The sequence below is a fragment of the Mesorhizobium sp. WSM4935 genome, assembly GCF_029625735.1.
GTDB lineage: Bacteria > Pseudomonadota > Alphaproteobacteria > Rhizobiales > Rhizobiaceae > Mesorhizobium.
In genome coordinates this window covers 720,741-744,841 of sequence record NZ_JARTVR010000001.1, presented here as the reverse complement: position 1 = coordinate 744,841, position 24,101 = coordinate 720,741, and the positions used below count along the sequence as shown (strand labels likewise).

39 protein-coding genes are annotated in these 24,101 nt (G+C 62.2%); 22 read left to right on the top strand and 17 right to left on the bottom strand.

Annotated elements, in window-relative coordinates; all coding sequences use genetic code 11:
• Genes P9273_RS03565 through P9273_RS03545 form a run of 5 tightly spaced genes read right to left on the bottom strand, consistent with a single transcriptional unit; the run spans position 1 to position 3,018 of the window.
• Positions 1-597, bottom strand: coding sequence for a hypothetical protein (locus P9273_RS03565; protein WP_278047641.1), 597 nt, complete (start codon positions 595-597; stop codon positions 1-3).
• Positions 594-803: a hypothetical protein gene (locus P9273_RS03560; protein ID WP_278047640.1), complete on the bottom strand. Its 210-nt coding sequence runs from the start codon at positions 801-803 to the stop codon at positions 594-596. The genes P9273_RS03565 and P9273_RS03560 overlap by 4 nt, the downstream gene beginning before the upstream one ends.
• Before the next feature lie 44 nt (positions 804-847).
• Positions 848-997 carry a hypothetical protein gene (locus tag P9273_RS03555; RefSeq protein ID WP_278047639.1) on the bottom strand — a complete coding sequence of 50 codons (150 nt, stop codon included), beginning with the start codon at positions 995-997 and terminating at the stop codon, positions 848-850.
• Positions 987-1,727 (bottom strand): ParB N-terminal domain-containing protein, encoded by a 741-nt coding sequence (locus P9273_RS03550; RefSeq protein WP_278047638.1) that lies wholly within the window; start codon positions 1,725-1,727, stop codon positions 987-989. Before P9273_RS03550 ends, P9273_RS03555 begins: the two co-directional genes overlap by 11 nt.
• Positions 1,705-3,018, bottom strand: coding sequence for a putative antirestriction adenine methyltransferase (locus tag P9273_RS03545; RefSeq protein ID WP_278047637.1), 1,314 nt, complete (start codon positions 3,016-3,018; stop codon positions 1,705-1,707). The genes P9273_RS03550 and P9273_RS03545 overlap by 23 nt, the downstream gene beginning before the upstream one ends.
• A 98-nt stretch (positions 3,019-3,116) precedes the next feature.
• Here P9273_RS03545 and P9273_RS03540 point away from each other — a divergent pair, with 98 nt between their 5' ends.
• The 17 genes from P9273_RS03540 to P9273_RS03460 all read left to right on the top strand — a co-directional run bounded on the left by P9273_RS03540 (position 3,117) and on the right by P9273_RS03460 (position 12,802).
• A complete protein-coding gene (locus tag P9273_RS03540) occupies positions 3,117-3,368 on the top strand; it encodes a hypothetical protein (RefSeq protein ID WP_278047636.1) in 252 nt (83 codons plus the stop codon).
• A 128-nt stretch (positions 3,369-3,496) separates the two neighbouring features.
• Complete coding sequence (locus tag P9273_RS03535) at positions 3,497-3,826, top strand: hypothetical protein (RefSeq protein ID WP_278047635.1); 330 nt, start codon at positions 3,497-3,499, stop codon at positions 3,824-3,826.
• Positions 3,826-4,020, top strand: a complete 195-nt coding sequence (locus P9273_RS03530) for a hypothetical protein (RefSeq protein ID WP_278047634.1) — start codon at positions 3,826-3,828, stop codon at positions 4,018-4,020. Before P9273_RS03535 ends, P9273_RS03530 begins: the two co-directional genes overlap by 1 nt.
• Entirely contained in the window at positions 4,020-4,754 is a 735-nt protein-coding gene (locus P9273_RS03525) for a DNA N-6-adenine-methyltransferase (RefSeq protein WP_278047633.1), read from the top strand. Before P9273_RS03530 ends, P9273_RS03525 begins: the two co-directional genes overlap by 1 nt.
• Positions 4,754-5,614 (top strand): hypothetical protein, encoded by an 861-nt coding sequence (locus tag P9273_RS03520; protein ID WP_278047632.1) that lies wholly within the window; start codon positions 4,754-4,756, stop codon positions 5,612-5,614. The genes P9273_RS03525 and P9273_RS03520 overlap by 1 nt, the downstream gene beginning before the upstream one ends.
• 110 nt (positions 5,615-5,724) lie before the next feature.
• Positions 5,725-6,240, top strand: a complete 516-nt coding sequence (locus P9273_RS03515) for a hypothetical protein (protein WP_278047631.1) — start codon at positions 5,725-5,727, stop codon at positions 6,238-6,240.
• 64 nt (positions 6,241-6,304) lie between these two features.
• Entirely contained in the window at positions 6,305-6,826 is a 522-nt protein-coding gene (locus P9273_RS03510) for a hypothetical protein (protein ID WP_278047630.1), read from the top strand.
• A 12-nt stretch (positions 6,827-6,838) separates the two neighbouring features.
• Positions 6,839-7,147, top strand: a complete 309-nt coding sequence (locus P9273_RS03505; RefSeq protein WP_278047629.1) for a hypothetical protein — start codon at positions 6,839-6,841, stop codon at positions 7,145-7,147.
• Between the two features lie 9 nt (positions 7,148-7,156).
• Positions 7,157-7,384, top strand: a complete 228-nt coding sequence (locus tag P9273_RS03500) for a hypothetical protein (RefSeq protein WP_278047628.1) — start codon at positions 7,157-7,159, stop codon at positions 7,382-7,384.
• Between the two features lie 36 nt (positions 7,385-7,420).
• On the top strand, positions 7,421-7,627 hold the full coding sequence (locus tag P9273_RS03495; RefSeq protein WP_278047627.1) for a hypothetical protein: 207 nt from the start codon (positions 7,421-7,423) through the stop codon (positions 7,625-7,627).
• A 466-nt stretch (positions 7,628-8,093) separates the two neighbouring features.
• Positions 8,094-8,234, top strand: a complete 141-nt coding sequence (locus tag P9273_RS03490) for a hypothetical protein (RefSeq protein ID WP_164757276.1) — start codon at positions 8,094-8,096, stop codon at positions 8,232-8,234.
• Positions 8,231-9,802 carry a DUF4942 domain-containing protein gene (locus tag P9273_RS03485; RefSeq protein ID WP_278047626.1) on the top strand — a complete coding sequence of 524 codons (1,572 nt, stop codon included), beginning with the start codon at positions 8,231-8,233 and terminating at the stop codon, positions 9,800-9,802. The genes P9273_RS03490 and P9273_RS03485 overlap by 4 nt, the downstream gene beginning before the upstream one ends.
• Before the next feature lie 65 nt (positions 9,803-9,867).
• A complete protein-coding gene (locus tag P9273_RS03480; protein ID WP_278047625.1) occupies positions 9,868-10,224 on the top strand; it encodes a hypothetical protein in 357 nt (118 codons plus the stop codon).
• Positions 10,209-10,658 (top strand): hypothetical protein, encoded by a 450-nt coding sequence (locus P9273_RS03475; RefSeq protein ID WP_278047624.1) that lies wholly within the window; start codon positions 10,209-10,211, stop codon positions 10,656-10,658. Before P9273_RS03480 ends, P9273_RS03475 begins: the two co-directional genes overlap by 16 nt.
• Before the next feature lie 106 nt (positions 10,659-10,764).
• Positions 10,765-11,361 carry a DUF488 family protein, N3 subclade gene (locus P9273_RS03470; protein ID WP_278047623.1) on the top strand — a complete coding sequence of 199 codons (597 nt, stop codon included), beginning with the start codon at positions 10,765-10,767 and terminating at the stop codon, positions 11,359-11,361.
• Between the two features lie 292 nt (positions 11,362-11,653).
• Positions 11,654-12,256: a DUF6011 domain-containing protein gene (locus tag P9273_RS03465; RefSeq protein ID WP_278047622.1), complete on the top strand. Its 603-nt coding sequence runs from the start codon at positions 11,654-11,656 to the stop codon at positions 12,254-12,256.
• 45 nt (positions 12,257-12,301) lie between these two features.
• Complete coding sequence (locus tag P9273_RS03460; protein ID WP_278047621.1) at positions 12,302-12,802, top strand: hypothetical protein; 501 nt, start codon at positions 12,302-12,304, stop codon at positions 12,800-12,802.
• A gap of 42 nt (positions 12,803-12,844) precedes the next feature.
• On the opposite strand, the gene P9273_RS03455 is transcribed toward P9273_RS03460, so the two are convergent.
• On the bottom strand, positions 12,845-13,393 hold the full coding sequence (locus P9273_RS03455) for a TetR/AcrR family transcriptional regulator (RefSeq protein WP_278047620.1): 549 nt from the start codon (positions 13,391-13,393) through the stop codon (positions 12,845-12,847).
• Positions 13,394-13,496: 103 nt separating this feature from the next.
• Between P9273_RS03455 and P9273_RS03450 the strand changes: the two genes are divergently transcribed.
• The 4 genes from P9273_RS03450 (at position 13,497) to P9273_RS03435 (ending at position 16,913) form a co-directional block, all read left to right on the top strand.
• On the top strand, positions 13,497-14,936 hold the full coding sequence (locus tag P9273_RS03450) for an amidase family protein (protein ID WP_278047619.1): 1,440 nt from the start codon (positions 13,497-13,499) through the stop codon (positions 14,934-14,936).
• 56 nt (positions 14,937-14,992) lie between these two features.
• Positions 14,993-15,523, top strand: coding sequence for a DUF302 domain-containing protein (locus P9273_RS03445; protein ID WP_278047618.1), 531 nt, complete (start codon positions 14,993-14,995; stop codon positions 15,521-15,523).
• Positions 15,520-15,843 (top strand): antibiotic biosynthesis monooxygenase, encoded by a 324-nt coding sequence (locus P9273_RS03440; protein ID WP_278047617.1) that lies wholly within the window; start codon positions 15,520-15,522, stop codon positions 15,841-15,843. The genes P9273_RS03445 and P9273_RS03440 overlap by 4 nt, the downstream gene beginning before the upstream one ends.
• Before the next feature lie 215 nt (positions 15,844-16,058).
• A complete protein-coding gene (locus P9273_RS03435) occupies positions 16,059-16,913 on the top strand; it encodes a ParB/RepB/Spo0J family partition protein (protein WP_278047616.1) in 855 nt (284 codons plus the stop codon).
• A 377-nt stretch (positions 16,914-17,290) separates the two neighbouring features.
• Here P9273_RS03435 and P9273_RS03430 read toward each other — a convergent pair whose 3' ends face one another.
• The 11 genes from P9273_RS03430 to P9273_RS03380 all read right to left on the bottom strand — a co-directional run bounded on the left by P9273_RS03430 (position 17,291) and on the right by P9273_RS03380 (position 23,286).
• The gene (locus P9273_RS03430; RefSeq protein WP_278047615.1) at positions 17,291-17,566 is read right to left on the bottom strand and encodes a hypothetical protein; all 276 of its coding nucleotides are present in this window, start codon (positions 17,564-17,566) and stop codon (positions 17,291-17,293) included.
• On the bottom strand, positions 17,563-18,249 hold the full coding sequence (locus P9273_RS03425; RefSeq protein WP_278047614.1) for an NERD domain-containing protein: 687 nt from the start codon (positions 18,247-18,249) through the stop codon (positions 17,563-17,565). The genes P9273_RS03430 and P9273_RS03425 overlap by 4 nt, the downstream gene beginning before the upstream one ends.
• Entirely contained in the window at positions 18,249-19,346 is a 1,098-nt protein-coding gene (locus tag P9273_RS03420; RefSeq protein WP_278047613.1) for an SAM-dependent methyltransferase, read from the bottom strand. The genes P9273_RS03425 and P9273_RS03420 overlap by 1 nt, the downstream gene beginning before the upstream one ends.
• Positions 19,347-19,349: 3 nt before the next feature.
• A complete protein-coding gene (locus tag P9273_RS03415) occupies positions 19,350-19,697 on the bottom strand; it encodes a hypothetical protein (RefSeq protein ID WP_278047612.1) in 348 nt (115 codons plus the stop codon).
• 90 nt (positions 19,698-19,787) lie between these two features.
• Positions 19,788-20,096, bottom strand: a complete 309-nt coding sequence (locus P9273_RS03410) for a hypothetical protein (protein WP_278047611.1) — start codon at positions 20,094-20,096, stop codon at positions 19,788-19,790.
• A complete protein-coding gene (locus P9273_RS03405; RefSeq protein ID WP_278047610.1) occupies positions 20,096-20,521 on the bottom strand; it encodes a hypothetical protein in 426 nt (141 codons plus the stop codon). Before P9273_RS03405 ends, P9273_RS03410 begins: the two co-directional genes overlap by 1 nt.
• Positions 20,511-21,215: a hypothetical protein gene (locus tag P9273_RS03400; RefSeq protein ID WP_278047609.1), complete on the bottom strand. Its 705-nt coding sequence runs from the start codon at positions 21,213-21,215 to the stop codon at positions 20,511-20,513. The genes P9273_RS03405 and P9273_RS03400 overlap by 11 nt, the downstream gene beginning before the upstream one ends.
• A complete protein-coding gene (locus tag P9273_RS03395; protein ID WP_278047608.1) occupies positions 21,212-22,144 on the bottom strand; it encodes a hypothetical protein in 933 nt (310 codons plus the stop codon). The genes P9273_RS03400 and P9273_RS03395 overlap by 4 nt, the downstream gene beginning before the upstream one ends.
• Positions 22,145-22,223: 79 nt before the next feature.
• Positions 22,224-22,433, bottom strand: coding sequence for a hypothetical protein (locus tag P9273_RS03390; RefSeq protein WP_128314376.1), 210 nt, complete (start codon positions 22,431-22,433; stop codon positions 22,224-22,226).
• A 96-nt stretch (positions 22,434-22,529) separates the two neighbouring features.
• The gene (locus P9273_RS03385) at positions 22,530-22,820 is read right to left on the bottom strand and encodes a hypothetical protein (protein ID WP_278047607.1); all 291 of its coding nucleotides are present in this window, start codon (positions 22,818-22,820) and stop codon (positions 22,530-22,532) included.
• 229 nt (positions 22,821-23,049) lie between these two features.
• Positions 23,050-23,286 (bottom strand): helix-turn-helix domain-containing protein, encoded by a 237-nt coding sequence (locus P9273_RS03380; protein ID WP_278047606.1) that lies wholly within the window; start codon positions 23,284-23,286, stop codon positions 23,050-23,052.
• Positions 23,287-23,361: 75 nt separating this feature from the next.
• On the opposite strand from P9273_RS03380, the gene P9273_RS03375 reads away from it, so the two are divergent.
• Positions 23,362-23,985 carry an XRE family transcriptional regulator gene (locus P9273_RS03375; protein ID WP_278047605.1) on the top strand — a complete coding sequence of 208 codons (624 nt, stop codon included), beginning with the start codon at positions 23,362-23,364 and terminating at the stop codon, positions 23,983-23,985.
• Positions 23,986-24,101: the final 116 nt, after the last annotated feature.

The window sequence follows — 24,101 nt, the reverse complement described above, 5'->3', positions numbered from 1 at the left end:
TCACCCTTGCGCTTCGGCGGCCTTCCGTCGTTGCGCTGCCGCAATCAGGACGTCCAACTCCTCGTCGGTGTAGTCTTTCGGGTTCGCCTTCTGCTGCGTCTCGATCGGGCCGCCGTCCTTGCCGGTCTGCTCGACGCGGCGCACATACCCGCGATCCTTGCCCTTGAGCTCCAGGTACCAGCGCACGGTCTGCATGTCGCCGGCGCGGATCGCCATGATCACCTTGCCCTCGGCGATGTCCTTGATCTCGTCGTCGATCTCGGCCGCCGCGTCGAGGGCAGGCTGGTGTTCGTTGAGGAACGCGTAGAGCGTGGTGCGGCTGACGTTCAGCTTGTCGGCCACCACGGATTTGATGCCGCCATACTGCCGCAGCATCTCGATGACGCGCGGCAAATCCTTTTCGACCAGCTTGGGCTGCGAGCCTCCGCCCTGTGGCCTCTCACCCTTCGCCCTCGGCTCGGCCTTGGGCTGCGGTGCCGGCTTTGCCGCTTCGGGCTTCGCCTTTGCCTTGCCGGCCTTGCCCTTCGGCGTCGGCTTTTTTTTCGCCGGTTTCGCCTTGGGCTTCGACGTGGTGACGGTCGCCTGCGTCTTGATCATCGAACGACTCGTGCGTGCGAGTGTTCAATCTGTTCGGCGTGGCTCTTTTTTTTGCCACTGATCCCGTGACCCATGGTCATCATGCCGCGAGCCGAACTGAATGCCATGATGGTGGTCAAATCCGGCAGCAAAGCCTTGCGGATCATGGGGTCAGCGAAATTGCGCAAATCCGCAAACTGACCCGAATGCTTGCATGGTGCAGCCATGCTGACCACCGACACTGCGTTACACACACGGGTATGCATCTGGATCACGGAAGCAGGACGCGTGCGAGGCACACGACGAAGGTGAACGACAGGATGGCGAGCACCACGATAAACGGGGTGCCGAATGGCGGGCCGGCGCTGGGCGCTTCGGGCTGGGGGAACGAGCCGCGCAGAGTGGGCAGTTCATGCCGCATCGGATTTATCCTCCGCTTCCGCTTCGAGTTGATCCAGCCGCTCGCCGGCAAGGCGCGCCATGACTGAGAGGGCGATGCCCGAATTGACGATGTTGAGCTGGCTCTTGGTGCGCACGATGGCGTCGAAGAAGTCGTCGAACCTTGACTGCGGCGCGGCATGGATGCGGAAACGCTTCGCCCTTTTGGCAAGCGCCTCCATCTCGACCTCGAACCGCACGCGGTCTTCCGGCAGGAAGGAGAACAACAGCTCGTCGTATTTGATGTTCGCCCCGCCGAGCGCGGTAGCACCTGGTCCTTTGTCGCCGGCGAGCACGCTGTCATCGAGCCCGGAGAACTTCTTCGCATCGATGTCGAGCGAGGCGTAGAGCTGGGCGAGCAGCGAGGCGTCATCCTCGCCGTTGATGGCGTTGTGGCTGAGCTGGATCGCGACCTTGCGGGCCTCGCTCAACGGCGTGAGGATCATGAGGGCATCGCCCTCGAACACGCCGGCTTCGATGCCGGCCGCGCTGCGATGATGGCCCGACAGAATTTCCTCCGAGCCGTCCTTGTTGAGGCAGCAGAGGATGACGGACGTGACCGCGCCATCGATCTTGATATTTTCGACCAGGCGCTTGAACTTCGCCGGCGACATGTAGTGCGCGTTTTTCTCGCGCCGTTTGAGGGTGCGGTAGTCGACGCGGCGCAGCTCGATCTTGAGCTTCGACCAGTCAACGCTTGAAGTGCTTGCCATACCACCACTCGAACGCTTGCTGCGGCGTCTCATCGATGCGGGCGCCGACGTAATGCAGGCGAAACTTGCCTTCCGGCCCGTCGATCTCTTCCCGTTTGGTCTGCTCGAAGATGCCGCGATACTTCATCGAAACGGGATGGTCCGAGAACGCCGAGGTCTGCACCTTGTCGAACCGGTCGATGAAGCGCTTGCCCATGTCGCGCAGCAGCTCGCCGTTGCAGGCGAGCCTGGTGACGAGCTTCGACAGCCTGCCCTCGCGCGAGATGGCGAAGTCGGACAGCAGGTAGATCGACCGCTTGGCGAATTTGTCGAGGTTGTAGATCAGGCCGCCGACCAGCATGTCGTCGACCCGCACCAGATAGTTCACCATGCCGGGCGTGTGGGTGATGCCCTTTTTCAGGTAGACGTCCTTGAGGAACGTCATCTGGGCGGCATCGGCCCGGCCGATCGTCACCACCGAATCCGGCTTGATCTTGTCGAGGTCGATCGGCTTGTAGCGGAACGGCGCCGACCGCGGCACGAGCTGCAGGTAGGACGACTTGCCCGTCGACACGTAGCAGTAGTGCGGGTGGCCTCGGCCCGAGACGAATTCCAGCTCGGGTTTCAGATCGTCGTAAATCTGGTCCGAGAGGATGCAATACGGGACGCCGGCCTGCCGCACGCGCTCGATGAGGCCGCGCAGCGCCTTGGGATCGAACAGCTCATATCGAGGCGCGTCCCATTTGATGTTCTCGGCCAGGAACTCGAACATCTTTTCGTAGCCGCCCTTGTAGAACGGCGGGTAGGAGAAGATCGCGGCCTTGCGGTCGATGGCCTCCTCGAGATGCAGGATCCAGTCGCGCGGCGAATAGCTCTTGATCGGGATCATGCCCGGAAGCTTGCGCACCTTCTCCAGGGTGCGCTCGACATAGCTGCCGAAGTTCGCAACCAGGTGCTCGCGATGGCTGGTCTTGTAGGCGTTCGCCTTGCCGCCGGCGAAGCGGCCGAGATTGAAGCCGACGGCCAGCGCGGCGAGGCGCTGATCGGGCTCGCGAAAGTCGAACTCGTTCACGAAGTCCAGCGCGCCGTGAAACTCATAGTCTATCGGCTTGCCCAGCACGTAGCCGGCGATGGCTGAGGAGTAGAGGCTGACGTCGTTGGAGTGCATCTCCACGCCGGGGAAAGTGGCGAGCGTGATCTGCTCGAACCGGAACGTTCCGGAGCAGCAATTATAGACCCGGCCCCACTTGTCGACCTCAGAGACGCGAAGGATTTGCGCGATGCATTCCTTCGGCACAACGCCCTGAAACATGACGCAAAAAGCCTTGTTTTTTCTCTTGCATCGGAGGTGTAACCGAATAAGTTACTTGTAACCAGAATGGTTACTTTCCCTACCACGGACCCCAGACAATGACCCTCAACGATCTCGCGGCCAGCCTCCATCAGAAGTCGGGCTTCGGCGGCGCGCGTCTCGAAGCGATCACCTTCGCCGCTGCCATCGGAATGGCCCGCTACGCCGGCGCCGAGCACCAGACCTATTTCAAGCGGCGCTTTGCCGAAACCATCGAGAAACTAAGCTCCAGCGACGTGCTCGACGTTGTGGGCTTCGTGGCGAACGAGGCCGGAATTCAGCCCTCGCCGAGCGGCTTCGACACCAACTGATTTTCGGGGACCGGCCGAATCGCGAAGCAATATCAGGCTGCGCGATTTCTGCCTGCCCCCCTGGCTTTTTGTCAAGCGTGTTTCGCAACCATTTTGGCAACAATCCCCTACCACGGAGACCAGAGACCATGGCCCATTACCTATCCCCAACCGGAAGCGCGATCACCGGAACCTTGGAGCGGCTGACCGGCCGCGCCCACATCAGCGATATCGACCCAGAGACGGGCGAGCCAGAGTATGCCGGCGGCACCGAAATCTTCTGGAACGATATCCAGACCGCCAAGCGCAACGGCAAGATCATCTTCCTCGACGAGGAGGGTGACGAGTGGACTTTCGACCAGCTCACTCGCGAGGACGTCGACGAGGAGGAGGAAGACGACGACGGATGCCCCAAGGGCGATCCGGAATGCCTCGGCAACAACGGCGACTGCCACGATGCATGCGAGAGGCAGAGCTGATGGCCCGCTACCTCGTTACATGGGCCATCGACTACGAAGACGATGGCGATCCAGAGGCCGCCGCGCGCTGGGCATGGGACATCATGCGCAAGCCGGAATCGACCGCGAATGTCTTCACCGTCATCGATGAAGCGGGCAATCAGACGAAGGTTGATCTGCAAGAGATCGATGAAGCGGCAGCGGAGGCGGTGTGATGCCCATCGGCTCCCATCAGTCCGCGGCGGCCGGCACCGACGTCTGGCTGACCCCTCCCGCCATCCTGGCCGCGCTCGGCGGCGCCGAGAGCTTCGACCTCGACCCCTGCGCGCCGCTCGATCGGCCGTGGGACATGGCGCGCCAGCACTACACCATCGCCGACAACGGTCTGGCCCGGCCCTGGCACGGTCGCGTGTGGCTCAACCCACCATACTCGAACAACGTGATCGGCCGCTGGATGGGCCGTATGGCCGACCACGCTCATGGAATCGCGCTGATCTTCGCGCGCACCGAAACGCAGGTGTTCCACGATTTCGTGTGGCGCGCGGCCGACGCGCTGCTGTTCATGGAAGGGCGGCTGCATTTCCATGATGCCGGCGGGACTCGAGCCAAGGCCAACGCCGGAGCGCCGTCGGTGTTCTGCGCCTATGGCGCCGATGATGCTGACCGGCTGGCCGCGAGCGGCATCCCCGGCGCGTTCGTGCCGCTGCGCCTGCGCTCGCTGATCTTCGGCTTTGCCTCCGTCGGCTCGTGGGTCGACGAAGTGTTGAAGGTGATGCAGCGCGCCGGCGGGGCCGTGCGGCTCGACGATCTCTACCGCGAGATGGCGACCAGCCCGAAGGCCGACCGCAATCCGAACTGGAAGGCGAAGGTTCGCCAGACCCTACAGCGCGGCCCGTTCGAGCCGCTGGGCGACGGCATCTGGCAGGTGGCCGAAGGGAGGCTGCTCTGATGGCTAAGACCGCAAAGCCGAAAGCACCAGCCAAGAAACACCCTTGGCAGATCGAGGCCGAGAAGCGCGGCCAGGAGATCGCGGAGAATGTCGCCATGCTGCGCGACGGGTCCGACGAATATCTGGTCTGCATCGCCCGCGAAGCCCTCCACCACTACCACGCCGCGATGATGGCCTGCGACAAGCCCGGCCGTCTGCCCTACGAGCTGGTGATCGAGGCGTGTGTCGAGACGCTCTACCGCATTGAGCGCTACGGCTACAGCGAAGACGGTGGGAACGGGACGAGGTACACGCCCGCGACATGCCGATCCCGCTTCAACTGCTGGAACTCGGCATCCGCGTGGCTCGGCAAGCAGTTGGCCGCGCCGGATGGCGAAATCCCGATGCACGGCCAGCCCGGTCGGTTCATGCTCACCATCCACGGTTGTCGGACCGACGTGCGCTATCCTGGCTTCTTCGGTGGCGCCGGGCTCGACGGCCGGGTGATTGACCTCGACCGGCCGTTTTTCAGCGAGACCGGCTTCCGCTCCTTTACCGGGGGCGGGCTCTCCCGCGAGCGCTGGTTTGTCGACGAGGCCATGACCGTCGACGAGATGCTGACGATCGTGATGGAGCAGAACCTGCTCATCGATCATCACGGCAAGACGGCCGCAAAGTGCAAGCTCCACAACCCGCCATTCGGCCTCGCCTATTGGCAGGGCAATAAACGGCACGACGCCGACGACAGCCGCCTCCGTGAGGAGCGCCGCAACGATCCCGCCTACCAGCCCGGCGGCTTCATCGCTGCCCTGCCAGGTCTCCGTTCCCTCGGTGTCGCTTCCAGACAGGAAGCCTCCGGCCAACTCGCATTCGCCTTCTGAAAGGTCGGCTTATTCGGTTAATAGTTCAATTCCCCTCTGGGGGAAGCTTGCGCAACATCGGACCTTGCAGCAACCTCCCGCGCGGACGAACCTCGGGGGGATGATCGCATATGACCGACGATCCGAAATTCTTCATCAGCAACTGGCCCGAGCCCGACCGGTCGCGGTATGAGCAACATGCTCGCGAGGTCTTTCGGCAGATGGGCGAACTTCGGGCCGCAAGCCAGCGGAACCACGTTGACTACGGTCGATGGCTGATCGCCAGCCTGTTGGCCGTCCATGGCGGCTCGATCTACGCGATCAGCGGCCTCTGGAACGGAAACCACAAGCTTCCGCCAGATGCGATGCCGGACCTTATGGCCGGCGTTGGCTGGAACCTGTTCGGGATCGGGTTCATCCTCGTCGCTGCCTTCTTGGCTTGGCTGAATTTCCAGTTCGCTGAGCGATGGTATGACCGATGGTCTGATCCCGCCATCATGTATCGAACAGACCGTTGGCCTACCGGGAAGCCGCGAACCGATCCAGTCACGGCAACGCTCTACCTTTGTGCCATGTTCGGTCTGATGTCGTTCGGCTGCTTCATTGCAGGCGCCATGGCCGTTTACAGGGCGCTCGCGCCGGGGTGATGCTTGCGTACGCGCAACAGTCGCGCGATGCTGCGCTTCGTCTTGGCGGGGATGTTTGGTGACAATGACCCAGACAGTAACGGAGCAAGCACTTCCGTATTGGATTAGGCTTATTCAGGCTCTCGGGCCAACATTCGCGGGGTTTGCAACAGCGGCTATTGCTCTTGCCGTTGCCGTCATCGCCTACCGTCAATGGCGAACCGCCCATGACAAGATCCTTCTGGACCTTTTCGACAGGCGCTTCAGTGTCTTCAACGAGACCGCGGAGTTTTACAAATTCTGCTTCAGTCACACTTGGCATGACATTGAGCTTCACCAGCTACAACCCTTCCATGAGGTCCGCCGGCGCGCCCAATTCCTTTTTCCCAAGAGCGTGCAAGACTATTTGAAAGACCTCCATGAGACGGCGATAGACGGTCACCAGGCGGCTGGCAGCGCGTCAGGCAAATGGGGAGAGCAAGACGAAGCAGTTCGACATGAGGCAAGGAAGGTCGTGCTCGCCAAAGTGGAGCATCTGAGAAAATTGGGAGAGGAAATGGGCATGATCTTTGCGCCTTTCATGGCAATGCATCAGCGGGCGCAATAGCAGGGGCTTTCCATGAACGATACGCTCGATTTAGTTGAAGACCTTCGGAAGCGGCTTACCCACGACGCGCCGCTTGATGAAGCCATGTCCTGGTGGGATGTCGTCCAGCGCATAGAATCCTCGCTCGAGTTCGACCGGGGGAGGACGAAGGCGGACGGAGAAGCCGTCGAAAGGCTCAAGTCGGCCATTTCCGAGATGATCGCCGCTTTCAGGCAGGGACTGCACCCCGAGCCGGGACCGGCGCGCCGGGCTTTGATGTCCATCCAGCAGTCTGTCGAGCGACGCACTACCGGCGTCGACGGCTATCCGTTGCGGAAATGAGGCGCCGACATGAAGAAGGACGAGGCCGAAAAGGCGATCCGATACCTTTGCCACGAGTGGGCGAAAGATCGGGGCCTGACCATCACCGCCACCGACGAGCCAAGCTTCTCGGATTTCAAGTCGTGGCTACGGGAGAAGGGATACTCCGGTTACCTTGAGTTCCGGTCCACCATGGGTCCGCTTGAAGACGCCGAGCGATGGTTCGACCAAGAATTCAAACAGACCTGGCGCAACTAATGGCGGCCTAAGGGGCCGCATTGAGGGGACATTCTGATGGCGGAGAAGATCGCAGTTTCCAAGGAAATGCTCGTCCTGGAAAAATGGTCCGTCGTGATGAGCGAAGAACTTGGTGGCGTGGTGCTTCTCATGTTTCCGGCTCAAGGCGAGCCAATACCAATTATCATGAGGCCAGCCCAAGCAGTCACACTTGGTCACGATCTGCAGACCTTTCCGGAAATACTCAAACCTACGGTCCAGTAGGCGGGATACCCTCGGCCGATGGTTCCACGTGCTCGCTAGAGACAACGCCAGGGATAACACGCGCCGGATGGACGGCCCCGATGGCGCATATCGGCCAAGGCTGCCGCTTACCCTAAACCGTTAATGCGACTGTAGAGCGTCGAACACGACTTTTTGTCCGTGGTTCCATTGTAACCAAATTGGCAACAGGTTAAGTTGTTGTGGTTACAAGGTTTTTCCCTACCACGGTTGAAACGATGCCCTACTGCGACGACTGCCTAACCCCCTTCCCCTTCGACGGCAGCGAAAGCTGCCGCTGCCCTTCCTGCCGCGATCGGCTGGCCGACCTCCAGGCGGCCGAAACGGACATGGAAGCTGACGCAACAGCAGAAGGAGAGGCGATGCCCTGAGAGACAAACAATACCCTTCGATAGGGCGGCGGGAGACGTCCCGTCGCCCACCAATCCCTACCACGGAGACCAGACCTGTGACCAAGCCAGTTGAATATGAATTTACGCTGCCCGACGGCAGCAAGCGCTACGAGATCGTCATCGAGCGCAAAGACGTCTTCACGTTCCAGAAGATGCACGGCGCCGTGAGCGCCAAGCCGGTCGAGGCGAAGCCATGAACGCGCTGATCCCCCGCAACACGATCGAGCAGATCGTCGCCTATCGCGACGCAGCCGTGGCCGCCTACCATGGCGCGTTCGCATCCATCGAGCAGGCCGACCGGGAGTTGAAGAAGGCGGCGGCGCTCTGGAAAGCGGCCGCTGGCGAACATGCCTGCTCCAGGTACGGCGACCGCGACAACCGCGAGGTGCGAGCGTTTTTCGAGGCCGTCGACCTGCCCGATGCCGAGCAGTGGAAGCGGACCGCCATCCGCCTGATCGACATCTCGTGCTGGAACTATCTGGTCAAGATGACGGACCTGGAAGTCCTGATGGACAAGCAGGCCAAGGACGAGCTGCGCGACACCTTGAAGTGGGTGCCGGAGCGCTACGACCACCGCCGCGGCGACGGCAAGGAGCTGATGAACCTCGACGAGATCATGGGGATTCCACCGGTCACCGTCGACAACGTGTACGCCACCATCGAGAAGTGGGCCGGCGAATCCGAGATGATCTTCCGGCGCGGCATAGCGACGGCCTTCTCCAAGTTGGATCGCCGGTTCCGATCTCACGACGGGTTCAAGGTCGGCAGCCGCATGATCTTGACCTATGCCTTCGACCGCGACCATGGCCACGTTTCGTGGGGCGGCACATGGGACACCGTGCGCGATATCGAACGCACCTTCTCCGTCCTCGACGGTAAGAAGCCCTCCTACAACAGTATCGAGAATGTGGTGCGGGCCGAGCGCAAGGGTTTCCAGCCGCAGCAGTCCGAACATCGCGGCGAGTATTTCAGGATTGTCGCCTACAAGAACGGCAACGCACACCTCTGGTTCACGCGCAACGACCTGGTCGAGAAGGTCAACAAGATGCTCGCCGAATACTACGGCGAGGTGATTGGCGACGGGCAGACCCAGGAACCGGACGACCTTTTCCGCAACCGCAAGACCACGCCGGCGAAGAACTTCGGTTTCTTCCCGACGCCCGACGCCGCGGCCGAGGAGTTGCTTAAGGGTGTTCCCCTCCTCCAGCCGATCGAGAAGCCGCGCCTACGGATCCTGGAGCCCAGCGCCGGCACCGGCAATCTGGCGCGCCGCTGCCTCACCAGCATCAAGGATTTCGGTGATCACTCGGGCTATGGGGACGAGGCCCGGATGGACCGCTGGCGCAGGGAATACCGCTTCGACAACCAGGTCGATTGCGTGGAGCTCCAGCCAGCGCTTGCCGCAGCGCTCGAGGCGCAGGGCACATACCGCAAGGTGTACGCCGCCGACTTCCTGGCGCTCCGCCCCTCCGTGACGGGGAAATACGATCGCGTCATCATGAACCCCCCGTTCGACATGGAGCGGGATATCGACCACGTCGTGCACGCCCTGGACTTCCTGGAGGATGGCGGGTGCCTCGCCGCGATCATGTCGGCCGGTAGCGAGTTTCGCGAGACCCGCAAGGCCATCGCTTTTCGGGCTTTGATCGAGAAGCTGAACGGCCAGTTCCGCGATCTGCCGCACGGTTCTTTCGCCCAGGTCGGGACCTACGTGAACACCATCACCGTCAAGGTCTGGAAGGACGGCCGCAGAAGCTACTTTTAGCTTGACCATATTGTAACCAATTTGGTTACATCATAGGATCTAAATCCCTACCACGGAGTCCAAAAGTGTTTCGTCCGTTACCAGAAGACGAGGAGGAGCGGCGGCGCCGGCTCCCCACCATTAGCCAGGCCCTCGACTTGTGGGAGTCCTGGCATAGCGACTGCTCGCCCCTCGGCTGCACCGGGAATTACGCTCTCGACATGCGGCTCGCAGATGCGTTCCGCCACCTGCTCTACCGGCCGGAGCTTTGCGACCGGCTTGACTGGATCGAGCGGCAGCTGCGCGAGCCCCGTCATCGTGCGGCCGACGATCGTTACCACGCCGAGCTGATCAAATGGTGGCTCGAATTGTTCGCAGCCGGGTCGCTCCCCACCATCAACCAACGCCTAGAGGCAAGAGAGCTGCAATGCGCTTCATCCTGATCGATTCCACACACCGGCGGGCGTTCGAATATCAGACGCCCCGGCCCTTGGGCCACAAGCTCTTCTGCAAACTTCTTGATAGCGATCGCCTCGACCGGGTGGAGCTAGCGCCGGGCCTCGACCTCTGGCTCTCAACCGGACCGTGGCGCAAGACGTTCCAGTTTTTCCGTTCGGGCGCCGAGTTCGCTGGCAACGGGATCCTGGCCGGCCGGACGCTGCTCAACGATTTCAAGAGCCTGCCGCGCGCCATCAGTTTCGAGACCGTGACGGCGTGGGTCAATTATCCCGAAGTGCGCTTCGAAGTGCCACAGCCGCGCCGAAAATATCAAAGGCCGACCGGGTTGCCCCTGATCGGCCTTGCTCTCCATCCCTACCACAGGACAGCGCCCGAAGGCGCTGGAGAGAACCCATACCTAATGCAGATGTACGGGTGAGGCAACGTACCAAAATGGTAACACACAGTGTCATTTTGGTTGCTTGAGAAGTTCGCCCGCTTTACAATTGGACCTGTCCAAACCCTACCACGGAAAGAGACGATAGATGCGCATTTTCACCAGCTCCTGGTTCGCCAAGCTCCCGCCCGAGATCCAGAAAATCGGGGTGTCCAGGGGAACGCCGCGAGGATATCCGGCGGGCTTCCGCAAGATGCCCGAACTCGCCCCAGGCGAGTGGTTTAAGACCGCCAGCGAACGCGAATACAAGCAGCTCTACTTCGAAGGCCTCGACAAGCTCAACGCGGGCCGAATCGTCGCCAAAATGGAAGACCTCTCGGGCGGCAGGGATGTTGCCCTGCTCTGCTACGAGGCCCCGACCGACAACCAGTATTGCCATCGCGCCTACATCTCGGTCTGGCTGAAAGAAAAGCTGCGGCTCGAGGTGTTCGAACATGGCCTGGAGGCCGAAGGCTGCGGTTGGCATCATCCCAAGCTGCCGGCGCAATACCGCCTGCGCCAGCCGCCGCAGCCCCTCCAGGTCGCGCCCTACCTCGGCGCCGAGGCCCCCGACCAGCAGGGCCGCGTTTGGAAGGTGATCGGCATCAACCCGGAGCACGTTGACCAGGCACTGGTGCAGTCGGGCGACGACCAGCGCTCCATTTCCGGCGAAATCCTGCAATCCCGGTTCAAGCCGGTGAACTGACCACCAGCGAAGTGGTTGAAATTATTCGATTTTTTGGCTTGTACCCTATTGTAACCGATTTGGTAACACGCTAAGTTATTGAAGTAACTTAGAAATTCAGATCGGTGCAGCAGAAAGCCGTTTCCTTTCACCGCTGCAGCCTTCGCCGGAACTCCCCTTTCAGCAATGGGCCGGCGATTGGTGACTTCTCGTCAACTGACCGGCCGAGTGAAATCGAACCGGGGACGGGCCAGGCCTAGCATAACCGCCGGAGCCGCACCGATCTGGGAAATCCCTACCACGGAGACCAGATATGAACCTCGAAATCGAAGCCCTGCGCCAGTCAGCTCCGAAGCTGCACGGCCGCGACGCGGAGTTCGCCGCTTCACTCCTGCACCAGTATGACAGCCGCTCGAGTCTCTCGGAACGGCAGTGGCCCTGGGTCGCTACCTTGACCCAGCGCGCACAGGCCGGCGAGCCCGCGGCGCCGAAGGCCAAGGTCGGCTCGATGGACGGCTTGATCGCGCTGTTCGACACCGCGATCGCCAACAAGGTCAAGCATCCGAAGATCCGCTTCGACGTCAACGGCGAGACGGTTGTGCTCGCTCTGGCCGGTGAGCGCTCCGCCCACGCCGGCCAGATCAACGTGTCGTCGCCGGGATCGTTCGAGACCCGCGACTGGTACGGCCGCATCGACCGCAAGGGCGAGTTCACTAGCTCGCGTCGGTCGCCCGGTCCTGACGGCCTGGTCGCGGCTCTCAGCGCTCTGGCCGAGAACCCCTCGAAGGCCGGCGCCGCCCACGGCAAGCGTACCGGCAATTGCTGTTTCTGCGCGACCGAGCTGACCGATCACCGCTCCATCGACGTCGGCTACGGGGCGGTGTGCGCCAAGCGCTGGGGACTGGCGTGGGGTTGATCCCCGCGCCTTCCTCGAGATCCAACCCTATCACGGAGAATGACCATGACCATCAACGTTACGCCGGCCGAGATGCTGGCGATCTGCAACGCTCTCAACGCCTCGGGCAACCGGGTGCTGTCCGCCCGCCTGGCCGAGGATGCCGAGATAGGCGAGCCGAAGACCGGCTTCGACGAGGCGATCGAGCAGGCGCTGGCGCGCCGGTCGCGCGACACTGTCAACCGCATCCGCGCCGAACGCCGCATCGCCCGCGCCCTGGTGAAGGCCTGCCTCGACCGGGGCCACCTGATTTCCGTCAACGACGGCGAGGATTGGGTGGTGAAACGCTCCGACGACAAGGCGGCGATCATGCTGGCGCTCTTCTCGACCGACGAGGACGCCATCCATCTGCGGAGCCCGACCGGAGACAAGCTCGGGTGGTTCCAGCTGATCTATGGCAATTCGGGCTATGACGTCGTGTCCGACCACGCCGACAACGAAATCTGCAGAGCCATCTGGGACGAGGTCATTACGCCCCTGGCTGAAAAGATCGAGGGCGAAATGTGATGCCGCGATCTACCGATCGCGGCGCATCCAAGCGGGGAGCCCCTAGCGATGCAGGCGCTCCCTAGCACGTTCAAGGATTTGCTCCGACAGTGGCGTCCCCGATACGATCCGGGCCAAGGTCATGGCGCCGATCATGGTGGCGTAGTCCAGCATGGCCTCGCCGCGAGCCTCCTCCGAAGATGGATCTTCGGCGAGTTCGTCGATCATCTGTTCGATGACGGTCGCCGCGGCCGCCCGGGTCTCACCTGAGCACCGGGCAGCCTCGCTCCCCAAGGCCGCCATTGGACAGGTAGGCGTAGCCGCATCACGATGCTCAGCGGACAGGTAGCTGTCCAACGCAGCGTTCCGCCCCTTTTCTGCGCGGACCGCGCCGAGCATACCCGCAGATGCGTTGCCCGCAGCGACGAGCGCCTCGCCTATCAGCTGCTCCCTATTGCGAAAGTGCTTGTAAAAGCCGCCATGGGTGAGGCCGGCAGCAGCCATCACCTCCGAAAGACTGGCCCCGCCGATGCCTGTGCGCCGGATGTGGTCCGCGGCCGCGGCGACTATTGCGCGCCGGGTTTCCGCGGCTTCCTTGTTCGACTTCCTCATCGACGCTCCTTTTCACCACCCAACAATGGGGTCCTTGACAGATTAGATGTTATATGACATCCAAATAGATGTCGTGCAACATCTAAACGGATCGGAAAGCGTCATGCTGAACCAGCGGACCAAGGCCACCGGGGCCAATTTGCCGGAAGAACTCACACGCCTGGGCGTGTCAGGCGCCGCGAAAGCCATTCGCCGGGGCGAGGTCAATGCCGAAAACTACGTTTCTGCCCTTCTGGCCAAGGCTCGGCAGGACGAGGGCCTGAAAGCGTTTATCACCCTGGACGAGCCCGGGGCCCTCTCCGCTGCCCGCGAAGCCGACAAGGCCCGCGCCAAGGGGCTGAGCGCACCGCTGCTCGGTGTTCCCCTCGGCATCAAGGACAGCTATCTCACGGCCGGCTTGCGCACGACGCTGGGCGTCGATGCGCTCAGAGACTTCCAACCAACTGAAGACGCGGAGGCGGTTGCATCGCTGAAGGCGGCGGGCGCGATCGTGCTTGGGAAGACCAACTTGGTCGAACTTTCCTATGGTTTGACAGGCGACAATGGCCCTTATGGCCAGGTCGGAAATCCGCATGCGCCCGGCCATGTAACCGGCGGTTCGTCGAGCGGTTCGGCGGCGGCGGTGGCCGCCGGCCTCGTTCCGGCGACGCTGGGCGGCGACACGATCGGGTCGATCCGGGTCCCCGCCTCGCTGTGCGGCGTCGTGGGGTTCAAGCCGACAACCCGGCGCTGGCCGCGCGGAGGGGTCGCGCCGATCTCACACACCCTCGATACGACAGGGGTCTTCGCCCGAAACGTCGAGGATTGCATGCTGATCGACCAGGTCGTCACGGGTGCGCCCGTGGCCGAGCTGAACGCTCGAGCCGATCTGAAAGGGATCCGTTTCGCTTTTGCGCCGCGCCAGTACCTGAACCCGGTGGATCCCGAGGTCGAGGCGCAGTTCCGCAACACGCTCCTGCGCCTCGCCGATGCCGGGGCCGAAATCGTCGAGATCGATCTCGGCGAGGAATTCCAGGCGCTAGCCCTGCACACCACGTGGAGCCTCTTCTTCCGCGAGACCAAGGCCTCCCTTAGCGAGTTCCTGGAGCGCCACGCCATCCCCGTCACCTTCGAGGATCTGCACGAGGGACTGCGCGCTGGCGTCAAGGACGCCTGGGACCACTTCGTCATACCCGGTGCACCCGGCTACCTCAGCGAGCAAGCTTATCACCTCCTGTTCACCGATCGGCTGGCGGTGAAGGAACGCATGAGCCAGGTCTTCACGCGGCACAGCGCCCACGCCCTGATCCTCCCGACGACGCCCTGCTCGGCGCCGACAGTTGATCACCAGACGCAATTCACAGTGGGCGGGGAAGAGGTCGATTTCCGAGTGTTGGCTAACAACACCATTCCCGCCAGCGCAGCAGGACTGCCCGGCGTTAGCCTGCCGATTGGCCCCGACAGCCATGACCTCCCGATCGGGCTGGAGCTCGATGGGCCGGAAGGTGAGGATCGCGCGCTTCTCGCGCTCGCGGCGCGCGTGGAGAGGATCCTCAACGCCTAGGCAGTCACCTTCCAATCGCTTTTGACCTCCGGCCCCCCATGATTTGGAGACACACAATGGCCCCTACGATCGAGACACGAGTGTTCACAAACGAGCACGTCACCATCCGCTCCCCCAAGCCCTTCGCGGAGACGAAGGACAGGCTCGAGAGCCTCGTCCCGCGGATCGACGATGGTATATTCACCCTTCTGCGATACGGAGAAGCCGAGCGCGCTTTGCGTGAGCTCGAAGCCTCGGCGAACCTGTCGATCTTCAGCTTCCGAGACCATGGCGCCCTGCTGGCGATTGCAGGCCAGAAGCGGCGCTCCATCCAATATGATATCGGCAACCCGCTGACGGCCTCGAAGATGACCCGCCACCAGCTCTCGGCCGGGATTTATGCGCCCATCCGCGTCCTGTTGCGAGAGGACGGGGAAGGCTCGGCGTTCGAGTACGACCGACCGGCCGCCGTCTTCGGCCAGTTCGGCGACCCGCTGGTCGACGCTGTCGCACAGCGTCTCGACCAGGAGCTGCAAGCCGTGCTGCAAACTGCGGCAACCCCAGGCTCAGAAAGCGCTCAGCCGCAGGCGGAAGGAAGCGCTTCATGATGCCGAACCATCAGGGCCCCGTTGTTCTGATCAACACCTTCCGGCTGAAGACGGAGGACCCGACCAAACTGATAGCGCTGCTGACGAAAGTCACGGAAGAGTCTGTGGTGATGGCCCCCGGCTTCGGAGGGGCCACCCTGCATCTCAGCCTGGATCGTGAGCGGGTCGTGATGCGAGCGCGATGGCAGAGCGTTGCGCAATACGAGGCGATGCGGACCGACAGTGACTCGATGAGCGCGCTTCGAGAAGTCATGAAGACTGCGATCTTCGAGCCCGGTATGTTCAAAGTGGTGCGTGAGTTTCGACCGCCGGATGTCTGACGTCACGACCGGGCTTCGATTCAACTGAAAACTCGCAGTCGCCGCTATGTTCTCGCTCTTTGGCGACTGCCTCTGACAGAGTTCTCACGTGAGGCTTGCTTGGGGAGCGAAGGGACCCGGCTAAGGATATTTCTTCTCCGACCGCTTGCAACCATTTTGGTTACAAGCTAAGTTGTTGATATTACCAGGAAATTCCCTACCACGGAGCCCCTACCATGAAGAAGCGCATCCCCCTGAACCTGGTGATCCCGAACCCCGACCAGCCGCGCAAGCATTTCGATCCGGTGAAGCTTCGCGAGCTGGCGGAATCGATCCGCGAGCGCGGCCTTATCCAGGCCATCACGGTCCGCCCGGTCGACGGCAAGTTCATGATCGTCGGTGGCGAGCGCCGCTGGCGCGCTCACCAGTTGATCGAGGCGGCCGACATTCTCTGCGAGGTCGTGAAGATCGACGACAATGAGATGGCGCTCCAGGCGATCGTGGAAAACCTCGCCCGCGCCGACATCAAGCCGCTGGAGGAAGCGCGCGCGTTTCAGGCGATGATCGACCGCGGCTGGACGGTCGAGCAGCTGGCGAAGGATATCGGCGTCCAGCCGACGCGCATCAAGGCCCGCACGGCGCTGCTGAATCTCGACGAGACTATCCAGAAGCTAGTCGACAGTGGCGCGTTCCCGCTCGGCCACGCGAACGATCTGGTCGACCTCCCCACGGCCGATCAGATCAACATCGTGAGGCTGTTCTCCAGCGGCAAGTTGAAAGACTGGTCGAGCATTAAGGCCGCGGCGCAGGCGGTCCGCGACCGGATCGAGCAGGGCGGCATGTTCGACGACGAGAACAGGCCGGAGCCCTCGAAGGACGATATCGCTGCCATGAGCAGGATGGAGAAGACGGTCGAGCGCATCATCGCCGCGATCGCCGGTGGCTTTAAGGATGGCGAGTGCATCGCCTTAAAGTCGGTCGACCCCACCAAGGCCGACAAATGGGCCGACACGCTTGCGGCGGCGTCCCGCTCCATCCGTTCGATGGAGTCGCAGCTGCGCCAGGCACATGCGCGCTCGATGCTGGTGTAGGAATCCGCACCGCTGGCACCGCCGGCGGCTGTGGTAGGGAGGGGCAGCGGATTGGTCTCCGCTGCCCCATTTTCTTGTCGAGTGTAGAGGCTCCGCCAGCGCGCGTCAGTCGCCGGCCTTCCCTTCGCACGCCCGTCGATCGCCGCGCTCGTCCTCGGCCGCCTCTGGTGGCGCAGCGTCCAATCTGGCGAGTTCCTTCGCCCGCACCGTGGCGCAGCGTTCACATTGCCCGGCGCCCGAATTTTCCATGAGCCACCCGGCCGGCGCATCCTGTGAGCCGCAGAGAGAGACGGCGAGTCCGAGGCCGCGCCGGCGAAAGTAGTGCGTGGTGACGGCCGTTGGCGACTTGAGAGCCCAGCCCTCGCGAAATCCTGACATCAGCGGTGCTCCACCGGAATCATCCGGCCCTTTCGAAAGATGCGTTCGGCCGCGTCGCGGGCGCTGGTGATCGTTTCGCCGTCGCGCCTCATATGACCATTGAAGTAGCGCAGCAGGCTCTCCGTGACCGCCTTCAAGGCCTCCAGCTCGGTCGGGAAAATCTTCGGCTCGCCGCCGGGGCCAAGCACCGGCTCGGCGCGCCCATCCTCGGCAAAGCGCAGCATGGCATGATGACCACCCACGACCGGCGTGGTGAAGCCCGCGAAGTGGTTCATGCGGCAGACCTTTCGACGATTTCGGGATCGGCTTCTTTGCACTGGCGAGCTCGAAGGAGTCGGCAGATGCCGCGCGTCAGCTCCTTTCCGGTGCAGTGCCACCGCAACGCCGCGATCATGTCCGTCATGACGGATTGGCGCGTCGCGGAGACGCGTAACGAGGAGCAAAGCTGTTGCAGCTCGTCACGCCAGAGGAGATCGATTGCGCTCGCGGGCAAAGGGCGCTCGAACACGGGGTGAGGCAGAGCCCACTTTTCGAGATGATCGTGGTGAGCGGTAGGCAAAGCGCGCCGGCGTTCCGGGTACACCCAGATTTCGCATTTGTGGCTAATCCCCTCAGGCACCTTGCGCATGAAGAATTTTCCGGCGCGCTCTTCGTGAGCCGCCCATTGGTTGGTTTCCTGCTCGACCAGGAATTTTTCATGGATCGCCGCGATGACATGATGCGCCGCGCCGAACATCGATGCGATCTGCGCCGGCAGGCGGTCCAGCTTGTCCTTGGCCGACTTCACCTCGCACGCGATAATCTCAGCGCGGTCGACGGCGAGCACGTCGATGCGGTTGGGGCCATGCGAGCTGACGTTGATCTCATGGATGATCCTGGCATTGGGGCGGCGTTGGCGCAGGCGAGCCACAGCGGCATCTCGGATCTCGGCTTCGGCCGAGCTGCGATAGGCAGGCATCACACGGGCTCGCTCGGCAGATAGTCTTTCCAGTCAACGCGGTTGATGACCGTCGGCCCGGCATAGTCGCCGACCAGGTTCTGTTCCCAGACGAACCAGGCCAAGTTCATGCGGCTCGAGGCTTCGTTGCCGTCCCAGCCATCGCGATGCATCATCGGCAGGCGCCGCGTGAAGACATGGATGCGCGCCGGCTTGCAGTCGTCCATGGCGTAGTTGCGGTCCGGATCGTCGAAGCCGCAGAGGAAATTCAGGTTGAGCAGCAGCGCCATCTTCGGCGGCCGGTGCACGCGCAGCGCATGCGCGACGAAAGCATTGAGCACGCCGCCGTAGGGCGGGTTGGTGGCGATATCGTCGCAATCGTCGCCTGCCTCGCTGGTGAGGAAGTCCCGCACCTCCTGCAGGACGCCGTGGCGATCGGCGGTGCCATAGTCGATGAGATCGGAAAGCACGACGTCGTAGCCGGCCGCCTCCAGCATGCGCGAGATCGCGCCACGACCACATGCCGGTTCCTTGATGCGAGGGCCGAAGGTCTCCAGCGCCAGAAGCGCGTGCACTGCTTCCGGGCACGTCTCGTAAAGATTGTTGCCGCGCTCGTCCGCGCTGGCCGTGTCGGTGCCGATCGCCACGCGCAGGTTCGCCCTGCTCGGCTCGAGTCCTTCCGCTACCCGCCCGGCGATCACCCGCTCGACAATGCCAGGATCTCGCCGCTCGGCATCCGCCAGCTTGCGGGCGTCGTGGATCTCCTTTCGGGTGAGCCCGGCTTCGGCTGCCGTGAAACCGTTCCCGTCTGGAACGGTTTTCGGTCTGCCGCCTTTCGATGCCTCCCCTCTTTCCTGGGCGGCAGTCCACTCCGTGGCGATCGTGATCTTGGCACGGGCCTCGATCAGCAGGGCGTCGCCTTGGAGCTTGCGCGCCTTGAAGATCAGGTGCTCGCCGGCATGGAAGCGAGCAGCATAGCTGCCGGCGGCCTTTGCCTGGTCATAGACACCCGACGCCAACATCCGCGCCGACGCCACGTCGCCGTCGTCGAACAGCATCCGAGCTCGCTCGATCACCTGAGCGAGTCCGGAATCGTCGAAGGGGACAACCGCCTCCATGGCCTACGCCATTTCTGACAGCTTGGCACGGGCCGGATCGAGCACCTCGAGTGTCGTCCTGATCTGGTGGAGATCGGCGTCGGTCTCCTGGTAGCAATTGTCGCGCACCAGCTTCGCCTGCGCGATGACGCGCTCGTACTCAACCGTCGCGGCGGCCTTGGTCGCCTCCAGTTCGGTCTCCTTGGTGCGCAGCCGGTCGATGTGCCGTTTCAGGGACATGCCGGTGGTGACGATCATGTTGCGAACCGTAGGTTTCGGCTGGGAGGTATCTCGGGCGAGTTCCTGGGAGACGGCCTCCGCGAAGTCTTCGTCGACATCCAGCGGCTCGGTGCCGGCGATTTGAGTGTCCATGTCAGTTGATCCTTAGGTATATGCCGCGACACGACACGCGCGGGATTGCGCGGCCGCGAAGACGGCGGACGAAACGGGAAAGGCGCACGATCATTGCGCTTGCTCGCCGTATTGCTCGGCGACGATGGCGCCGACGATCTCGTCGACATGATCGTCGCTCCACCACTTGCCCTTCTTGGCCCCGATCACCTGGCCCTGCGCCGAGCGCGGAGTGCCGTAGGCCAGACATTTGCCGAGCCCCACTCGACGGGCGTCAGGAAAGGCGATGATCAAGGCTTCCATCGCGACATGACGCGATCGCATGCCGAGTTCGCCGGCGCACACCGCAAACGGATCCTCGCGGTGCGGCCGGCAGGCCATGACGATGGCAAGTGCGATCTGGTCGGCTGTCGGGAACATCAGACGATCCCGGCCGCAAAGCGGTCAGCCGCGCGCATGGCTTGACCTTTGAGCATGTGCATCATCTCGGATTGCGACCAGATAGGCGATCGAAGAGATGCCGCCTCTGCCAGGATCACGCCGTGGAGCGCGTCGAGACTGGCCCGATACCAGTGCTGGCCAAGATGGCAGTTTGCCAGAGTGCGCTCGGCGCCCAGAACCATGGTGCGCGCCACGGCGAGGCCCGGCGTCCAGACAACGTGCGCAAAATGCAGCCTCTCCCACCGGCCGGGCTGGAGCTGGGGGAGATGCGCTTCGATGTTCTCGGCTGTGGCAAGCCGGAAGACGCCCGGATCAGCGTCGAAGCCGACGGCGCAGACCGCGGCATGGCCGGCATTCTTGCGCCGATCGACCAGGTTGCGCGGCATCGCGATATCAACCGGCATTATTTTCCTGCTCCTCACGCCGGCGACGTTTTTCCTCGCGCTTGCGTTCCCTTCGCAGCTGGTCGATCTCCCGAACGGTTTTGCGCCGGAAGCTCCGGCTGGTACGGACCAGGCCGAACTCCTTTTCGATGCCGACCAGGATCTGGCCCAGGACGCGGCTCTTGACGTCGTGGAGCGCTTGCCTCGACATGATCTCGACGCGGTGCCGATCCCAGACGCGCGTGCAGAACTCGACGCCGTGGCCGCCGGCATGCGCCAGGAATGTCCGCTTGTAGCGCTGCGCGTCCTGACCCTGCCGCCCTGCCCGCACGAAGCGCAGAAGGTCCATGATGTCGACCATGCGATCGACGGCCGCCTGGTGAACCACGATGCGAACGTCGGTGGTGTCATACTGCGGCATTCCGTCGGCCATGCGAGACAGCTCGCGCACGTAGGCTTGGTGCTCGGTGTCTCGAGACGACGGCATGGCCGAGCCGACCTTGGAGACCATTCGTCGTTCGGCGTCGGGCATGTTGCGGGCCGTGTCGACGGCATCGGCGAACAGCAGCCAGAGCAGGTCGCGAGGCGTGGGCAGTCCGCGCTTGTTCTTGTTGAAGAAGATGTCCTCGGCATGCCGCATATGCTCGATGAAGCGGTCGATCCGCTTCTCCAGCTCGGCGGGCGTGTCGAGAAAGAGCCGCTTCATTTTCATCATGCCCGAGCCGCCGAAACAGTATCCGTTACGGTTCCAGATGTTGCCAAATTGGTTACACTATTGGCAAGCGAAAGATCGACCGGCCAGCGTGTTTTTCCGAGGATCAGTCGTTCGGCCTGGACCTTTTCGGCCTTCGCCTCGCCGTGCTTGCGGCGAACGTATTCGAGCCATGCCGGCCATTCGGCGCGGTCGGGATGAATTCGGTAATAGCCGGCGCTATCGAGGTCCGGCGCGCCATAGACGATCTCGAACATCTGCCCGGAGAGGTAGACCGACAGGCGAGGCACTCGTTCCCGGCGCAGCGTGCAGTGACGCAGGAAGACCTTGATGCAGTCGGCAGCGCGCTGTCGCTTGTCGACGGGAAGCGCCTGCAGTTCCCGCTCGGCCGCGTCTCGCTTGCCCAGGTGCTCCTGAGGCCAGATGGAAATCATTTTATCCAAAAGACCATCTGTCCCCCCCGCCAGGGGGGTTAGGGGGGATTTTGGTTTAGTAGGTTCTTTGTATGTGTCGGATTCACCGTTAAGCGGATTTCCAGTTACCGGTTTTTCAGGAAGCGGTGAGGCCGCTTCCGTGTTTTCAGGACGCGGTGCCGCCGCTTCCTGATTTTCAGGACGCGGTAGCGGCAGGCTCTCGGGCACAGCATCATCATGGACGGTGTAGTTGTAGGCGGCGAAACGGCCGTCTGAGCTCTTTGCTTGTTCGCGCTTGAGATAGCCGACCTCCTCCAGCTTCTGGAGGATCCGATAGACCTTGTCGCGGCCGATGCTCCCCTGGTTCTGGAGGTTCTTGACCGACACGTTCCAGTCGTGTGGCTTCGCGAGCAGGTAGACCAGCACGCCACGCTCCTCGAACGTCAGCCTGTCGTCACTGGCGACAGCATTCGGGATGATGGCGTATTGGTCCGCCCGCTTGCGGGTAATGATCGTCATGTTGTCGCTCTCTCGACGCGAGGAGCGGCAATCCTACAAGTTACAAATGGTATTGCCGTTCAATGCGATAGTCTGTGGTCTATCCGATCGACGACAAAATCGCCGACAGAATCTGTTTAGTCACGCTGGGGCCGACTGTTTCTCCCAGATATGCCGCTGCTGCCACAAGATGCACCGTAGCAGCGTGCTCGGCGGCGGCCGATCCGATGCTTCTTGCTGTCTGGCAGAACTCGGCCATCACTGTCTTTACTTCGGCGTTTACCGTTGCCCCCACGTCCGTCTGCTTCATTTTGATTAAATCTCCTCGGAATGTTTCATGCTGAAACATTGCGTGCGGGACATAGGGCCGAAGATGTTGGCGGAGGAAATCACACCTCCGTCAAAATCACCCAGTGTTCGAAGCTTTCGCGATGACGGCTACGGGTTCGTTAACTGGCTCAACATCGGAGCCGGTCTTTTGGCACAAACGATTGTAGCGGCCGAGAAGGTCGAAGATGGCTTTGCCGTTCCAGTTGGAAGCGGTGCCATACCAGGCCTCCCTCACCCGCCAGTGGCCGCGCGGGTAGCCCAGCGCGTCGCAAGCGGCGTTGATCTGGGCTTTGATGCCCATGCCTGGTTTGATGGTTCCGGCGGCTTTGAACACCACCTGTTGTAGCTCTGCAGCAATGTCCTGCATCGATTCCTCACAAAAAACAGGAGAAGGAACGACGACCCATCGGGATTCTCGGATGCCTTGTCGGACACATCCAACGATTTCCCCGCCATCATTCCTGCAACCGCAGGGGGAATGCCGATGGCCCACGACGAAGATTGCTGGAAACCGCTTGGAGTTGCGGCCTGGGGAGTTGTTGAACGCGCCGACCAATTTCGGACGGAACGAGGAACCGTGTCGATCGTATCTCGGGTCAAGCCGGAGCACGGCGCCGTGCAACGACATCTGCCGCCTCCTTGCCCAACCAGTGGTTTGCGTTCACCTCACCGTCGGACATAACGACGATGCGGTCGAGATATGGTTGCCTGGGCATCCGGCCGGCCTCGTACCGATCGACTGTCAGCCGCGTACAGTCGATCATCCGGCCCACGTCAGCAGTGCTTAGATTGCGATCTAAGCGCCATTTCGTCAGTTGATGCAGGTTTTCCATGGGCGGGTTTTGTCACCAATTTGGTTACACGTCAAGGATTGTAACCAATTTGGCACAGTTTCCCACGATACCGTTTTGAGCTACCGCATTGATATGGCGAATGGAATTAAGCACTTCCGGGAAAAAGCCGGCATCAGCAAGGCCGAGCTGGCGCGTCGCGTTGGGACCACAAGGCCGCAAATAGGCCGCCTTGAGGAAGACGACGGCCCCAACGGACGAAAGCTCACCATGAAGTGGGCGCAACGAATCGCGCCGCACCTGGATGTCAGGCCGGAAGAGCTTTTGTTTCCAGAGCTTGCCGAGGTCGACGTCAGCCAATTCAGCCACGTCTTCGAGATCTCCGCCGGCAAAAGCCGGCCCGCAGCGCCGGGGCTGGTGATCGACCCAGAGTTTTTGGCACGGATGCTGCCGAACTCGGAGGGCCACACCCTTCGGTTCATGATGGTCGACGCCTACCAGGCCAATGGCGTTGTTGCCAAAGGGGATGCGCTTGTAATCGATCTGGATGACAACGTGCCGAATCGCCCCGGGCTCTACGCTCTAGAAATCGCCGGCGCGGTGCAGTGGCGCTACCTTTCGCCGAATACAACAGGCTCCGTTCAGGTCCACAGCGACAACCCCGCGGCGACCAACGAAACCGTGCAGCCGGGGGATTTGAAGGTCATTGGCCGCGCCCGGCTCCGGATTTCCACACTCTGATCCGTATTTTTTTGCCTGTCGTGTAACCATTTCGGAAACACCTCTTGCAAAACGTACCAAATCGGTTACGATCCTGATACGCAGAAGGATCGCTAGACCGATGGCCCAGTTGCCCC